Source organism: Pseudocitrobacter vendiensis (assembly GCF_943590815.1).
Taxonomy (GTDB): domain Bacteria; phylum Pseudomonadota; class Gammaproteobacteria; order Enterobacterales; family Enterobacteriaceae; genus Pseudocitrobacter; species Pseudocitrobacter vendiensis.
The window spans coordinates 80,332-94,939 of the sequence record NZ_CALSBS010000016.1 but is presented as its reverse complement, the minus strand read 5'-3'; the positions used below and the strand labels follow the sequence as shown (position 1 = coordinate 94,939).

General features: G+C 52.2%; 18 protein-coding genes. 11 read left to right on the top strand and 7 right to left on the bottom strand.

Translation table 11 applies throughout. The annotated features are described in order from the left end of the window. Nucleotides 1-9: 9 nt before the first annotated feature. The 4 genes from NMC31_RS16735 (at nt 10) to NMC31_RS16720 (ending at nt 2,684) form a co-directional block, all read left to right on the top strand. Nucleotides 10-576, top strand: a complete 567-nt coding sequence (locus tag NMC31_RS16735; protein WP_253898545.1) for a VOC family protein — start codon at nt 10-12, stop codon at nt 574-576. 75 nt (nt 577-651) lie between these two features. Then, nucleotides 652-1,395, top strand: coding sequence for a copper homeostasis protein CutC (cutC, locus tag NMC31_RS16730; protein ID WP_253898562.1), 744 nt, complete (start codon nt 652-654; stop codon nt 1,393-1,395). Between the two features lie 195 nt (nt 1,396-1,590). Beyond that, nucleotides 1,591-1,992, top strand: coding sequence for an MbcA/ParS/Xre antitoxin family protein (locus NMC31_RS16725; RefSeq protein ID WP_253898544.1), 402 nt, complete (start codon nt 1,591-1,593; stop codon nt 1,990-1,992). Beyond that, nucleotides 1,989-2,684, top strand: a complete 696-nt coding sequence (locus tag NMC31_RS16720; RefSeq protein ID WP_253898543.1) for an RES family NAD+ phosphorylase — start codon at nt 1,989-1,991, stop codon at nt 2,682-2,684. The genes NMC31_RS16725 and NMC31_RS16720 overlap by 4 nt, the downstream gene beginning before the upstream one ends. 182 nt (nt 2,685-2,866) lie before the next feature. On the opposite strand, the gene cmoB is transcribed toward NMC31_RS16720, so the two are convergent. From cmoB to NMC31_RS16695, 5 genes are read right to left on the bottom strand one after another with little or no spacing between them, the layout of a single operon-like run. Next, nucleotides 2,867-3,835 carry a tRNA 5-methoxyuridine(34)/uridine 5-oxyacetic acid(34) synthase CmoB gene (cmoB, locus tag NMC31_RS16715; RefSeq protein WP_149462828.1) on the bottom strand — a complete coding sequence of 323 codons (969 nt, stop codon included), beginning with the start codon at nt 3,833-3,835 and terminating at the stop codon, nt 2,867-2,869. After that, nucleotides 3,832-4,575, bottom strand: coding sequence for a carboxy-S-adenosyl-L-methionine synthase CmoA (gene cmoA / locus NMC31_RS16710; protein WP_253898542.1), 744 nt, complete (start codon nt 4,573-4,575; stop codon nt 3,832-3,834). Before cmoA ends, cmoB begins: the two co-directional genes overlap by 4 nt. Nucleotides 4,576-4,614: 39 nt before the next feature. Next, nucleotides 4,615-5,010, bottom strand: a complete 396-nt coding sequence (locus NMC31_RS16705) for an MAPEG family protein (RefSeq protein WP_113857109.1) — start codon at nt 5,008-5,010, stop codon at nt 4,615-4,617. Between the two features lie 52 nt (nt 5,011-5,062). Then, on the bottom strand, nt 5,063-5,881 hold the full coding sequence (locus NMC31_RS16700; RefSeq protein WP_253898541.1) for a DUF72 domain-containing protein: 819 nt from the start codon (nt 5,879-5,881) through the stop codon (nt 5,063-5,065). Then, the gene (locus NMC31_RS16695) at nt 5,878-6,444 is read right to left on the bottom strand and encodes a hydrolase (RefSeq protein ID WP_253898540.1); all 567 of its coding nucleotides are present in this window, start codon (nt 6,442-6,444) and stop codon (nt 5,878-5,880) included. The genes NMC31_RS16700 and NMC31_RS16695 overlap by 4 nt, the downstream gene beginning before the upstream one ends. A 244-nt stretch (nt 6,445-6,688) precedes the next feature. Here NMC31_RS16695 and aspS point away from each other — a divergent pair, with 244 nt between their 5' ends. The 4 genes from aspS to ruvC are packed head-to-tail and all read left to right on the top strand — an operon-like array spanning nt 6,689 to nt 10,244. After that, entirely contained in the window at nt 6,689-8,476 is a 1,788-nt protein-coding gene (gene aspS / locus NMC31_RS16690) for an aspartate--tRNA ligase (protein WP_253898539.1), read from the top strand. Nucleotide 8,477: 1 nt separating this feature from the next. Next, entirely contained in the window at nt 8,478-8,921 is a 444-nt protein-coding gene (gene nudB, locus NMC31_RS16685; protein WP_253898538.1) for a dihydroneopterin triphosphate diphosphatase, read from the top strand. A 27-nt stretch (nt 8,922-8,948) separates the two neighbouring features. Further along, entirely contained in the window at nt 8,949-9,689 is a 741-nt protein-coding gene (locus NMC31_RS16680) for a YebC/PmpR family DNA-binding transcriptional regulator (RefSeq protein WP_015964020.1), read from the top strand. A gap of 33 nt (nt 9,690-9,722) precedes the next feature. Next, nucleotides 9,723-10,244 carry a crossover junction endodeoxyribonuclease RuvC gene (gene ruvC / locus NMC31_RS16675; RefSeq protein ID WP_006176048.1) on the top strand — a complete coding sequence of 174 codons (522 nt, stop codon included), beginning with the start codon at nt 9,723-9,725 and terminating at the stop codon, nt 10,242-10,244. Nucleotides 10,245-10,291: 47 nt separating this feature from the next. Here the strand turns inward: ruvC and NMC31_RS16670 are convergent, their stop codons facing one another. Then, nucleotides 10,292-11,287, bottom strand: coding sequence for a DUF4034 domain-containing protein (locus NMC31_RS16670; RefSeq protein WP_253898537.1), 996 nt, complete (start codon nt 11,285-11,287; stop codon nt 10,292-10,294). 55 nt (nt 11,288-11,342) lie between these two features. Next, on the bottom strand, nt 11,343-11,927 hold the full coding sequence (locus NMC31_RS16665) for a YebB family permuted papain-like enzyme (RefSeq protein WP_436650533.1): 585 nt from the start codon (nt 11,925-11,927) through the stop codon (nt 11,343-11,345). 89 nt (nt 11,928-12,016) lie between these two features. Between NMC31_RS16665 and NMC31_RS16660 the strand changes: the two genes are divergently transcribed. The 3 genes from NMC31_RS16660 to ruvB all read left to right on the top strand — a co-directional run bounded on the left by NMC31_RS16660 (nt 12,017) and on the right by ruvB (nt 14,604). Continuing rightward, nucleotides 12,017-12,841, top strand: coding sequence for a hypothetical protein (locus tag NMC31_RS16660; RefSeq protein WP_253898536.1), 825 nt, complete (start codon nt 12,017-12,019; stop codon nt 12,839-12,841). Between the two features lie 132 nt (nt 12,842-12,973). Next, a complete protein-coding gene (gene ruvA / locus NMC31_RS16655) occupies nt 12,974-13,585 on the top strand; it encodes a Holliday junction branch migration protein RuvA (RefSeq protein ID WP_149462819.1) in 612 nt (203 codons plus the stop codon). 8 nt (nt 13,586-13,593) lie between these two features. Next, the gene (gene ruvB, locus NMC31_RS16650) at nt 13,594-14,604 is read left to right on the top strand and encodes a Holliday junction branch migration DNA helicase RuvB (RefSeq protein ID WP_253898535.1); all 1,011 of its coding nucleotides are present in this window, start codon (nt 13,594-13,596) and stop codon (nt 14,602-14,604) included. Nucleotides 14,605-14,608 lie beyond the last annotated feature (4 nt).

Below are 14,608 nucleotides of genomic sequence, written 5' to 3'. Positions count from 1 at the left end.
AGTGGGAAAATGGCTAACTGGCAGACAATTGAAGAACTGAAGGATATTTCTGCGGATCTCCCGCGTTTCATTCAGGCGTTAACAGAACTGTCCACTCGTCTGGGTTTACATATTGCCCCGCTCGATGCCGACCATATTTCGCTCCGCTGTCACCAAAATGCCACCGCTGAGCGCTGGCGTCGCGGGCTGGAGCAGTGCGGTGAACTGCTTTCAGAGAATACCATCAATGGCCGCCCCATCTGCCTGTTTAAACTGCGTGAGCCTGTTTGTGTGGCGCACTGGCAGTTCAGCGTGGTCGAGCTTCCCTGGCCGGGTGAAAAGCGCTATCCCCACGAAGGCTGGGAGCATATTGAAATCGTGCTGCCGGGAGAGCCAGAGAGCCTGAATGCCCGCGCCCTGGCATTATTGAGCGATGACGGGCTAAGCCAGCCGGGAATTTTTGTCAAAACCAGTTCGCCGAAAGGGGAGAAGGAGCGTCTGCCTAATCCGACTCTGGCCGTTACCGACGGTAACGTGACCATCAAATTTCACCCCTGGACGATTGAAGCGATCGTTGCCAGCGAGCAGGCAGTGTAACAATGTGAAGTAACGCGGGGTCTACAGCCACTAACCGTGGCATGATCCGCACAGGCTTGAGTGATGGAGAATCGAATGGCAGTGCTGGAGATATGCTGTTACAGCATGGAATGCGCGCTGAGCGCAGAAAAAAACGGTGCCGATCGCATCGAATTGTGTGCCGCGCCGCTGGAAGGCGGGCTGACGCCTTCTTATGGTGTGTTGAAATCCACCCGAGAGCAGGTGTCGATTCCGGTTCATCCAATTATTCGCCCGCGCGGTGGTGATTTTTGCTACACCGACGGTGAGTTTCAGACGATGCTCAACGATGTGCACACCGTCCGAGAACTGGGTTTTCCTGGTCTGGTGATCGGCGTGCTGGATGAAGATGGTAACGTCGATAACGCGCGGATGCAGCAAATTATGGCAGCGGCGGGCCCGCTGGCGGTGACTTTTCATCGCGCCTTTGATATGTGCGCGGATCCTCAGCAAGCTTTTGATACGTTGGCAAAACTGGGCGTGGCAAGGGTACTGACATCCGGGCAAAAAGCGTCAGCGGAAAAAGGTCTTTCATTAATTCGGGAACTTATTGCTCGTGCCGATGCTCCAATCATTATGGCGGGGGCAGGAGTCAGGGCCAGCAACCTTGAACTGTTTCTTGAGGCAGGTGTGAAGGAAGTTCATAGCTCTGCCGGGCAGTGGATCCCGTCGGCAATGCGTTACCGTAATCCGGGGCTCTCCATGTCAACAGACCCGGACGCGGATGAATATTCGCGCTATGCCGTCGACGCAACCGCCGTTGCGCAAATGAAGGCGATTATCGCGCGCCGCGCCGAATAACCGATTTTTACCGCGCATCATGTCGCCCAATGTGATGTTTGCTTGTACCAGGCCCCTGCCAATTCAACAGGGGCCTTTTTTTATCTCACGGACGGTGTAACGCTGGTATATTCGATAGTGTACATAAATGAACGAATGAACTATTATTGTTCGTATATGAAATATGCGTTGCAGCCGCACAGGCGAGGGGGGACGATGGCAATCGTCAATAAACAGCATGAAGATAATGCGATTGATACCAGTAAGGCGCTGCCCGTTGTCTTCCGTATTCTGGATAAATGGCAATGCAGTACTGATGAACAATTGAAACTGTTGGGTGTGAGTTCGCGTTCAACATTGAACAAATATAAAGAGGTGAGCGGTGGCATCCGCCTCAGTGCAGATACGCTTGAGCGGATGAGCTACATCCTTAACATTCATAAGTGCCTGCGCGTGTTGTTCACTGCCGATGACAGCATCTACGGCTGGGTGCGCAAACCGAATAATCATCCTTTCTTCGCCGGGCGCTCAGCAATGGACGTGATGAGCGGCGGTCGCGTTGCCGACCTTTACGAAGTTGCCACGCGACTTCAGGCGTGGAGAGGGGGAATGGCGTGAAGAATGATGCGCCCATCCTCATCCCCTTTGAACGTGCAACGGCTTATCGCATTATCCCCAGCCGCTATCCCACTATCGATTTATTCGAAGATGTCGCCAGTAGCGATGAATTAGAAGCCGTATGGGCGGTTGAAGCCATCACCAATGAGCGGTTACAGGAGCAAGTAGGCACGTTATCCCGAGTGCCAAAAGAAGACTGGCTTGTTGGGCTTAATGGCTGTAGCTATGTCATGGCGGCTTTTACGCATGTGAATCCTGAGGGCGCACGTTTCACGACGGGAGATTTTGGCGGTTATTACTGTGCGCCGCAGCTTGATACGGCGGTGAAAGAGACGGTGTATCATCAGGAGCGCATTTTTGGTTACACCAACGAACCGGCTCAGAAAGTTCAGATGCGGGTGCTTTACACCGAGTTTGATGCCACGCTGGTGGATATCACGCAGGAACCTTACCTCTCTTCTTCGATTTATCATGCCACGGATTACAGCCAGTCGAAGGCGTTTGCGCAGCAGCAAAAGGCGCTGAACGTTGACGGCATTCACTATTGCTCCGTTCGCCACGCCGGACATACCTGCTATGTGCTGTACAGGCCTTGTCTGGTAACGAAGATCCTCCAGACCGAGCACCTGGAGTATCACTGGAACGGCAGATCGATTTCCAACATTCTCAGCATCCGGTTGTACGGGGATTAGTGGTGGGAGCAATTGTCGGATGGCGGCTTCACCTTATCCGACCTACGGTGTTTTGTAGGCCTGATAAGCAAAGCACATCAGGCATGGAGCAGGCGGTGCATTGTCGGATGCGGCTTCGCCTTATCCGACCTACGGTGATTTGTAGACCTGATAAGCGAAGCGCATCAGGCGTTGTGAAGAAATTAAGGTTTTTTTGCAATCAATACTGCGCGCAGCGGGGCCGGGTAACCTTCAATCGTTTTTGTCGGGTCATTCGGGTCGAGGAAGTCGGCCAGTGACTCGGTTACCATCCATTCGGTCCGGCGCTGTTCTTCGGTGGACGTGACGGACATATCCACGATACGCACATCAACAAAGCCGCACTTCTCCAGCCAGTTCTTCAATGCCGGGGCGGAAGGAATAAAGTAAACATTACGCATCTGCGCGTAGCGATCGCCCGGCACCAGCACCGTATTTTCGTCACCTTCAACCACCAACGTTTCCAGCACCAGCTCACCTTCGCTCACCAGTTGATCTTTCAACTGCCAGAGGTGTTCCAGCGGCGAACGGCGATGATACAGCACGCCCATTGAGAACACGGTATCAAAGGCTTTCAGCGCTGGAAGCTGTTCAATGCCGAGCGGCAGCAGGTGTGCACGCTGGTCATTCCCCAGCAATTTACGCACCGCTTCAAACTGGCACAGGAACAACTGTGTGGGGTCGATACCGACCGCCAGATGCGCGCCGGCGCCAATCATGCGCCACATGTGATAACCGCTACCGCAGCCGACATCCAGAATAGTGCGTCCGGTGAGGTCGGAAAGGTGCGGCAGTACGCGTTCCCATTTCCAGTCGGAGCGCCATTCGGTATCAATATTCACGCCATAAAGGGAGTAGGGGCCTTTGCGCCATGGCATCAGATTGCGCATCAACGTATCAATGCGTTTGATTTGCCCGTCGCTGAGCGGCGTTTCACTCTCGGCGGTTACGCTGTGCAGCAGGTCGAGTTTCCACGGGGTGATTTCCGGCAGGAACTCAACGGCGTTGGACCACTGCTTAAACAAACCGTGCTGATCGCGCTGCCAGGTGGCAATTTGCGCGGGTAGCGTTTCCAGCCAGTGGGAGAGGTGATTTTTCGCAATCAGCTGGTAAAAATTGCCGAATTCGATCATGCCGCCGCTCCCGCTTTCAATGCCACCAGCGAACCAAAATTAAAGCACTGGAACCACAGTTCGCTGTGTTCAAAACCAGCCTGGCTCAGGCGCGCTTTATGGGTTTCGACAGAATCGGTAAGCATCACGTTTTCCAGCATGCTGCGTTTCTGGCTGATCTCCAGTTCGCTATAACCGTTGGCCCGCTTGAAGTCGTGATGCATATTAAACAGCAGTTCGCCGACGGTGGCGTCTTCGAAGCTGAATTTCTCCGACAGCACCAGTGCACCGCCAGGATTTAACCCTTTGTAGATTTTATTCAGCAGCGCCTGACGTTCAGCGGGCTCAAGAAATTGCAGGGTAAAGTTGAGGACTACCATCGAGGCGTTCTCAATCTCGATATCGCGGATATCACCCTCAATCACCTCAACCGGCGTTGGCGCTTTATAGGCGTCAATATGGCGACGGCAGCGTTCCACCATCGCCGGGGAGTTATCCACCGCGATAATTTTGCTGCTCTCATGGGCGATATTTCGGCGAATGGAGAGCGTTGCCGCACCCAGCGAGCAGCCGAGATCGTAGACATGGGTTGCTGGCTGGACAAAACGTTCCGCCAGCATACCGATCATCGAGATGATATTGGAATAGCCGGGGACGGAACGTTGGATCATATCCGGGAAGACTTCGGCTACCCGTTCATCAAAGGTCCAGTCGCCGAGACGGGCAATTGGCGCAGAAAAAAGCGTGTCGCGGTGAGACATAACGTAAAATCCGAAAAAACGAAAACGGCGTATTGTGCGCTAACGGAGTGAGAAAACCAACTCCCACGGCAGATACCACAGATTTGCCAGTACCATGAGCAGAAGCGAAATGTAGGTCGCGCTCATGCCAGAGCGACGCCAGCGGAAGAGGCGATGATGAAAACCGTAATAATGCATCAGGCGGCCTGCCAGCAGCAAAATGCCGCACAGGTGAACCATCCAGGTTTCCGCACCGTTCATTTCCATAAACAGCAATAAAATGACGCCGATGGGAATATATTCCACCGCATTACCGTGAATACGAATCGCGCTTTGCAGTTCGCTAAAACCGCCGTCACCGTAGGCAACGCGATATTGCATGCGCAGACGAACGACGTCGAAGGAAAACTTGATCAACAACAGTGCGGCCAGTACGGCATAAAGCGCACTTACCATACAAACTCCCTTTCTCGCTGGCAGATGGCATTCACTATGATAGGTAGGAATATCAAAAAAGAGAAGATTGTTGTGGGATCGCGGGCGCAGAACCCACTTCCGGCAGTGCGATTTGCAGGTCATGCCAGAGGGTGTTCACCAGCTCCAGCGCCTGTGCAATATCCGGTGTGTGCAAGAACAGATACGGCGTTGTGGTGGTTGCCCACTCGGGAAGTTTCTTCAGCCAGGCGGCAAAAAATGACTGATTCTGCGTCATATCATCACTACCGATAAACCGGACCATCGGATTACCGGCGGTAACAATAGCGTGAACCGGCACTTTCGGTTTCTTACGCTGTGCGTCAACGATAGCCTCGGTGTGTGGCATGGCGGCATGCACCGGTCGACTGTCGAGGATCGTGCGATTGATGCCGCGTTCAATCAATCCACGATTCAGTTGCTGTTCGGCTGCACCTTTATCGAAAAACTGCGGATGGCGCACTTCAATGCCATAGGTGAAATTTTTCGGCAGGCCGTCGAGGAAAGCCCATAAAACGGGAAGATCCTGGGGGCCGAAGGTGGCGGGCAACTGGAGCCAGTATTGCCCAATCCTGTCTTCCAGCGGCGACATCCGCTGAAAAAATTCCGTAGTCAGGTCATCGCAGTGACGAAGTTTTGCTTCGTGGGAAATGGTCGCCGGGAATTTAAAACAGAAGCGAAAATCATCGCCGGTCTGCTCGCGCCAGCGGGTGACGATTTCCGCTTTCGGCAGGGCATAGAGCGTGGTATTCCCCTCGACGCAGTTAAAGTAACGGGCGTAATCCTCCAGCCCGCTAATGCCCTGGCGCGCCCATTTGGGATGTGACCACTGCGGCAGACCGATATAAATCATAGCGCCTGAGCTATCTCCTCAGTGCTGCGCACGCGGGCGATGCGCGGGAAAATATGCGTCATGCTGCCCTGGTGTTGCTCCGTACTGGCGGCGCTGCACGCGTCTTCAGCGATGATCAGATTAAAGCCCAGTTCCCAGGCGTTGCGCGCGGTGGATTCCACGCCAATGTTGGTGGAAATACCGCACAGGATAATGGTATCGATGCCGCGACGACGTAGCTGTAACTCCAGGTCGGTGCCGTAAAATGCGCCCCACTGGCGTTTAGTGACTTCAATGTCGCGCTCTTGTTTGCCCAGCGCCTGCGGGTAGGTCCACCAGTTGTCCGGCAACGCGTGTGCGCCAGCCTGCGCATCAACCGGCTGTTTCAGCGCTTCGGCGAAATCCGCAGACCAGCCCACGCGCACCATCACCACCGGAGCACCCACTGCCCGGCATTTGTCCGCGAGGTGGGCGGCGCGAGTGACGACATCACTCGCAGAATGGGGGCCTCCCGCGAAGGGTAAAATGCCTTCCTGCAGGTCAATAATCACCAGTGCGGTCTTTTTCACGTCAATATTCAACATCACGTTTCTCATCTAAACAGGCAAACAGAGCAATACCTTACGACGCCTGAACGGTTATCAGCGGGATCTATTTTGTTAATTTTTGTGAGTCTGCGCAATAAGCGTTCAGCAAACGTGCGTATAAAGCGCGCCGGGCTTATCGCCAGCGAGAATTTCCAGTATAATAGCCCCCTTTTTTCATCCAGTAGTGACATTCAGCTAAAGCTGCGACAGTTGTGCCTGCGGCTAAGTTAAGGGATATCTCATGCGTACAGAATATTGCGGACAGCTTCGACCGTCCCACGTTGGGCAGCAGGTGACTCTGTGTGGTTGGGTCAACCGTCGTCGTGATCTCGGTAGCCTCATCTTCATTGATATGCGTGACCGCGAAGGCATCGTGCAGGTGTTTTTCGATCCGGATCGTGCCGACGCATTAAAGCTGGCCTCCGAACTGCGTAATGAGTTCTGCATTCAGGTAACCGGCACCGTGCGTGCACGTGACGAGAAGAACGTCAACGCCGACATGGCCACCGGTGAAATCGAAGTGCTTGCGTCTGATCTGACCATCATCAACCGTTCAGAATCACTGCCGCTGGATTCAAACCACGTTAACACCGAAGAAGCGCGTCTGAAGTACCGCTACCTCGACCTGCGTCGCCCGGAAATGGCGCAACGCCTGAAAACCCGTGCGAAAATCACCAGCTTTGTGCGTCGCTTTATGGACGATCACGGTTTCCTCGATGTCGAAACCCCAATGCTGACCAAAGCGACCCCGGAAGGCGCGCGCGACTACCTGGTACCGTCTCGCGTACATAAAGGTAAATTCTACGCGCTGCCGCAGTCTCCACAGCTGTTCAAACAGCTGCTGATGATGTCCGGCTTCGACCGCTACTATCAGATCGTAAAATGCTTCCGTGACGAAGACCTGCGTGCTGACCGCCAACCGGAATTCACCCAGATCGATGTCGAAACCTCTTTCATGACCGCACCGCAAGTGCGTGAAATCATGGAAGCGATGATTCGTCAGCTGTGGCTGGGAATCAAAGGCGTGGACCTGGGTGATTTCCCGATCATGACCTTTGCCGAAGCCGAACGCCGTTACGGTTCCGATAAACCGGACCTGCGTAACCCGATGGAACTGGTAGATGTTGCTGATCTGCTGAAAGATGTTGAGTTCGCGGTCTTCGCTGGCCCGGCAAACGATCCGAAAGGTCGCGTTGCGGCGCTGCGTGTTCCTGGTGGTGCGGCACTGACCCGCAAGCTTATCGACGAATACGGCAATTTCGTGAAGATCTACGGCGCGAAAGGTCTGGCTTATATTAAAGTCAACGAACGTGCAAAAGGTCTGGAAGGCATCAACAGCCCGGTAGCGAAATTCCTGAATGCAGAAATCGTAGAAGCGATTCTTGAGCGCACCGGCGCACAAGACGGCGACATGATCTTCTTCGGCGCGGACAACAAAAAAGTGGTTGCCGACGCGCTGGGTGCACTGCGCCTGAAACTGGGTAAAGACCTTAATCTGACCGACGAGTCCATGTGGGCGCCGCTGTGGGTTATCGACTTCCCGATGTTTGAAGACGACGGTGAAGGCGGCCTGACCGCGATGCACCACCCGTTCACCTCGCCGAAAGACATGACCGCTGACGAACTGAAAGCGGCACCGGAAGACGCGGTAGCGAACGCATACGACATGGTTATCAACGGCTATGAAGTGGGCGGTGGTTCCGTGCGTATTCACCGTGGTGAAATGCAGCAGACCGTGTTCGGCATTCTGGGCATTAACGAACAGGAACAGCGTGAGAAATTCGGCTTCCTGCTCGACGCACTGAAATACGGTACGCCGCCGCACGCAGGCCTGGCATTCGGTCTTGACCGTCTGACCATGCTGCTGACCGGCACCGATAACATCCGTGACGTTATCGCCTTCCCGAAAACCACGGCAGCAGCCTGTCTGATGACTGAAGCGCCAAGCTTCGCGAATCCGGCTTCTCTGGCTGAACTGAACATTCAGGTCGTGGCGAAGGAAGCAAAAGAGTCTGCGGAGAACAAGTAATATGTCATTCAAGCGTCCCGTGTCGATTCTCGTGGTGATTTATGCCGAGGACACGAAGCGGGTGCTGATGCTACAGCGGCGTGATGATCCTGATTTCTGGCAGTCGGTTACCGGCAGCGTGGAAGAGGGTGAAAGCGCGCCGCAGGCTGCCGCGCGTGAAGTAAAGGAAGAGGTCTCTGTCGATATTATCGCAGAGCGTCTGAATCTTATGGATTGTCAGCGTACGGTGGAGTTTGAAATTTTTAGTCATTTACGTCATCGCTATGCGCCGGGGGTCATGCGCAATACCGAATCCTGGTTTTGCCTTGCGCTCCCTCACGAACGGGAGATCGTGTTCACTGAACATCTGACCTACCGCTGGGTTAATGCTGTGGACGCCGCGGCCTTAACCAAGTCGTGGAGCAACCGGCAGGCGATTGAAGAGTTTGTAATTAACGCCGCCTGATAGGGCGCGCTTTTTGAGGAAATATTTATGGCAGGTCATAGTAAATGGGCCAACACCAAACACCGCAAAGCGGCACAGGATGCCAAGCGCGGTAAAATCTTCACCAAAATCATTCGTGAGCTGGTAACGGCTGCGCGTCTGGGCGGTGGCGACGCTGGTTCCAACCCGCGTCTGCGTGCGGCAATTGATAAAGCGCTGTCTAACAACATGACGCGTGACACCCTGAACCGCGCTATCGCACGTGGCGTGGGCGGTGATGATGATGCGAACATGGAAACCATCATTTATGAAGGTTACGGCCCTGGCGGTACTGCGGTGATGGTTGAATGTCTGTCTGACAACCGTAACCGTACCGTAGCGGAAGTGCGTCATGCGTTCACCAAAACCGGTGGTAACCTGGGCACTGACGGTTCCGTTGCCTACCTGTTCAGCAAAAAAGGCGTGATCTCCTTCGAGAAAGGTGATGAAGACGCGATCATGGAAGCGGCGCTGGAAGCGGGTGCCGAAGACGTTGTGACCTTCGACGATGGTGCCATTGACGTCTACACCGCATGGGAAGAGATGGGCGCGGTACGTGATGCGCTGGAAGCGGCTGGCCTGAAAGCCGACGAAGCAGAAGTCTCCATGATCCCATCGACCAAGGCAGATATGGATGCAGAAACTGCGCCGAAACTGCTGCGTCTGATCGATATGCTGGAAGACTGCGACGATGTGCAGGAAGTCTACCATAACGGTGAGATCTCTGATGAGGTAGCAGCGACTCTGTAATGGAGCCGTTCACTCAACAACCGGAGGTGCGTGTTGTCGATTATTCTCGGGATTGACCCCGGCTCACGCATCACCGGTTACGGCGTCATCCGCCAGGTTGGCAGGCAGCTTACCTATCTCGGTAGCGGCTGCATTCGAACTAAGGTGGATGATCTGCCGTCCCGTCTGAAGCTAATCTACGCTGGCGTCAGCGAAATCATCACCCAGTTCCAGCCTGATTATTTTGCCATTGAGCAGGTCTTTATGGCGAAGAATGCCGACTCCGCGTTAAAGCTGGGGCAGGCGCGCGGCGTGGCAATTGTCGCGGCGGTGAATCAGGATCTCCCGGTATTTGAATATGCCGCCCGTCAGGTCAAGCAGACCGTCGTGGGCATTGGTAGCGCGGAGAAAAGCCAGGTGCAGCACATGGTGCGCACGCTGCTGAAGCTCCCCGCGAATCCACAGGCCGATGCCGCCGATGCGCTGGCCATTGCCATCACCCACTGCCATGTCAGCCAGAACGCGATGCAAATGAGCGAATCGCGGCTGAATCTGGCGAGAGGGCGACTGCGTTAAATTTGAATGCCTCTACTGACTCAGAAAGAGGCATTATCGTTTTGATATTAATTCTGCTGTTTAAAATAGTCTTTGCATTGTTGCCATGTTACCCCCATTGGCCAGCTTTGGCGTTCGACTTGACCATCAATCATGGCATTTGCACGGGTAAACGTCTCTTTATCATCAGCTATGCAAGAGGCGATCAATACACCATTCAGCGTTCTTGTAGAGTGGTATTGCACGTAGCGGTCTCTCCAACCTTGTAGAAGGTCGTTCCAGGAGACTATTTTTTTATTTCGCAATAAATTCATGCTATCTGGTTGAAAGAAGAAAGCATTATGCCAGATGTAAGCATACATAGATAAACCAGATTGTGTTTTATTTTTATCCGCAGCAATTCGCGCGATCTTTTCTATTTCTTCATAACTGCCGCCCCACTTAGGTAATCGACCCTCCATTGCCTGTAAATAATTATCCTGATAAGTAGGGTATTTTTCGATTCCTTCATAAAAGGTTTTATATAATAAGTCTTTATCTTCAAGGTTTCTGGCAACCATCATCATGATGGGATACCATTCAGCGTCTTTATCAGCCAGGTCCTTGTTTTTTAGTAGATATTCTTTTTGCTGGTTGACAAGTTTTTTATATTTTGGCCATACGCTGGGATCAACAGAGTCCGCCGGACCTTCACCCCGGAGTTCGACAATCTGAGCATTATATTTAAATGCTTTAAGTATCCTTGCACCGGAAGAGTTGGGTACTGCTTTCAGCCATTCATTAATTGTCTCATCAGTAAAACCACCATCGCTGACATCATTCTTATAGATGTCGTACATGCTTCCCCAAAATATTTCTAGTTTTTGCGTTCCTCCGCTGGTTGCAGGGAAATTAGTATTATATTCTTTAATTATTGATTCCAACTGTACCCAGTCTTTTTTATAGGTAAGGTCCATTACTTGTTGTTCAATAACTCCACGCTCTGTCATTTCAGTTGTAGTACTTGCTGAAGCAATAACCGGGGAAAGTATTAATGCTGAAAATATAAATTTCTTAATATTCATAGAACATCCTTTTCTCTAACGAAAGTAGCTTGATTTGCAGTCGAATAATTGGGGTTTACTTTATGTTCTGATTACTGCTGTTGAAAATAAGATCCAGGCTCGGATGATGCCACAAGCTGGCTGGTGTCACAGTTTTGCGATTCCACGGAATTGAACCTAAAAACCAGAACTTCCAGAACGCGAGTTTTGCGTTAGGGTTGCGGCGCAACAGATTTTCAAACGTTTCAATTTCCCCGACAGGAATACATAACGCCTCCTTATAAATATCGAAGACGAACTTCGAACAAAACTGACGCGCGGAGTCATATTTAAAACCGGTGTGATAGAGTTTAAGCAGGCGACCAGGGACCTTCTCGACCAGCGCAAGCTTCTGTTCCGTGGTTAATCCCCCTGTCAGGCGACGGACGGCGTAGAGTTGATCGGTCGAGCGCTGAATAAAGCGTGCCAGCGTTGTCACCGTTGAGAGCGGTACGCGACTTTCGGCGACCAGATAGTCTTCGCCATCGTGACCGATAATAATGCCGACGTGGTTGCTCCAGCACTGTGAGGCAGCGGAGATTTGCCCAAACAGGCGAGCGCCGATGCAGGTGAAGACAATATCGCCGGTTTCATATTTGGTTGGGTAATTTATTTTCACCATTTAATCCATTGTTTATATATAATCTATAATCTTTCTTTTCTAAGAATAAAGAATTAACATTGTATTAGGTTAATAACAAGGCAAGTTTTATGAAATCCTTAATGAAGGTGATGGGTTTACTTTTAATAAGTTATTGTGTGAATGCATTCGCTAATGACAATGTTATTCGCTACCCCTATCGCTATGGACGCGTTTCTTTAAATGATAAAGGGGAAATTGTTCCGCGAATCATTCATATAAGTGATGACATCTACGGCGTGGGTGAAGTTGGTACGAGTATCAACAATGCGAGAATGGCCAAAAGTGGAGTAGCCGTGAGGCTTGGCGTCATACAGCAAGGACGCGTGGTGAATGCATTTCTGGATTTCTACAATCGCAATAATCAACCTGCTTATATATTTAAAGGTGGATTGCTACCCTGCAACGCTGCATTTAACGTTTCAACGAGTAATATTGTCCTTGATGGGATGTGTGGAATTTATGATGGTGTCGATGGCTGGCAAGTTATTCCGCCGGGTGGGCATTATAAGAGATCGTTTTCACTGACTCAGGCTTTTGAATTCTTACCCGGGAAACATCATTATAAAATTAACTCAAGCAGTTTTTCCATCAAAGTTGGGAATGATATTTTTGCAAGAGAGGCGGCTGAAAGAATACTTTTTAATTTGATTAACTGGCGATATGGCTACGTGTTAAAAAGTTATGAAATGGTGTCAGAGGGGGATTTGCTGGCGGGGACTTATGCTCTGTCTGGCACTCAACCTGCTAAAAGGGGGGAAGAATATTTTATTTACTCAAACCAGGCCTCGATTACTCTTGATGGTAACGATTTAGAACATACACAGGCGTATCAATGGCGAATTGAGAATGGACTTACTCCGAAAAAATTTAACGTGCAGGGAGTGGGTGAGTAGCATTCATCTTGACTATCGGCTATCCAGAAAAACCACCACACATCAACTTTTGTTTCATCCCTCGCTGGATATCTATCCAGCATTTTTTTATGATACACCTTTGTATCAGAGCCATTAACGCAGGAGCGTCATGTGATAGGCAGACTCAGAGGCATCATCATTGAAAAACAACCCCCGTTAGTACTGCTGGAGACGGGCGGCGTCGGCTATGAAGTGCATATGCCGATGACCTGCTTCTATGAGCTGCCGGAAGCGGGGCAGGAAGCCATCATCTTCACCCACTTTGTGGTACGCGAAGATGCACAGTTGCTCTACGGCTTTAATAACAAACAGGAACGTACCCTGTTTAAAGAATTGATTAAAACCAACGGCGTTGGTCCGAAGCTGGCGCTGGCGATCCTCTCTGGCATGTCGGCGCAACAGTTTGTTAATGCCGTTGAGCGTGAAGAACTTGGCGCACTGGTGAAACTGCCGGGTATTGGTAAAAAAACCGCCGAGCGTTTGATTGTCGAAATGAAAGACCGCTTCAAGGGGCTACACGGTGACCTGTTTACACCTGCTGCCGATCTGGTGCTCACCTCTCCGGCAAGCCCGGCGACGGACGATGCAGAGCAGGAAGCGGTTGCTGCGCTGGTGGCGCTGGGCTATAAACCTCAGGAAGCCAGCCGGATGGTCAGCAAAATCGCGCGTCCGGATGCCAATAGCGAAACATTGATCCGCGAAGCGTTACGCGCTGCGCTGTGAGGTAGAGGATGATTGAAGCAGATCGCCTGATTAGTGCAGAAAGCACACTGCCAGAAGATGTGGCAGACCGCGCCATCAGGCCAAAATTGCTGGAGGAGTATATTGGTCAGCCGCAGGTGCGCTCGCAGATGGAGATTTTCATCCAGGCTGCGAAGCTGCGTGGTGATGCGCTCGACCATCTGCTGATTTTTGGCCCGCCGGGGCTTGGTAAAACCACGCTGGCTAATATTGTAGCCAATGAAATGGGTGTGAATTTACGCACAACCTCTGGCCCGGTGCTGGAGAAAGCGGGCGATCTGGCGGCAATGCTGACGAATCTCGAACCGCACGACGTGCTGTTTATCGATGAAATCCATCGACTGTCACCGGTGGTGGAAGAGGTGCTCTATCCGGCGATGGAGGATTATCAGCTCGATATCATGATTGGCGAAGGCCCGGCCGCGCGCTCGATTAAAATCGACTTGCCGCCGTTTACCCTGATTGGCGCGACCACGCGCGCGGGGTCGTTAACCTCGCCGCTGCGTGACCGTTTCGGTATTGTTCAGCGTCTTGAATTTTATCAGGTGCCTGACCTGCAACATATCGTTGGCCGAAGCGCCCGCTATATGGGGCTGGAGATGAGCGAAGAGGGCGCGCTGGAAGTTGCTCGCCGCGCACGCGGTACGCCGCGTATCGCCAACCGCCTGCTGCGTCGCGTACGCGACTTCGCGGAAGTAAAGCACGATGGCACCATTTCAGCGGAGATCGCCGCGCAGGCGCTGGATATGCTTAACGTCGATGCGGAAGGATTTGATTACATGGATCGCAAATTGCTGCTTGCCGTTATCGACAAATTCTTCGGCGGCCCGGTGGGGTTAGATAACCTGGCGGCGGCGATTGGCGAAGAGCGGGAAACCATTGAAGATGTGCTGGAGCCCTACCTGATTCAGCAGGGCTTCCTGCAACGTACGCCGCGTGGACGTATGGCGACGGTGCGTGCGTGGAATCACTTCGGCATTACGCCGCCGGAAATGCCCTGAGAAC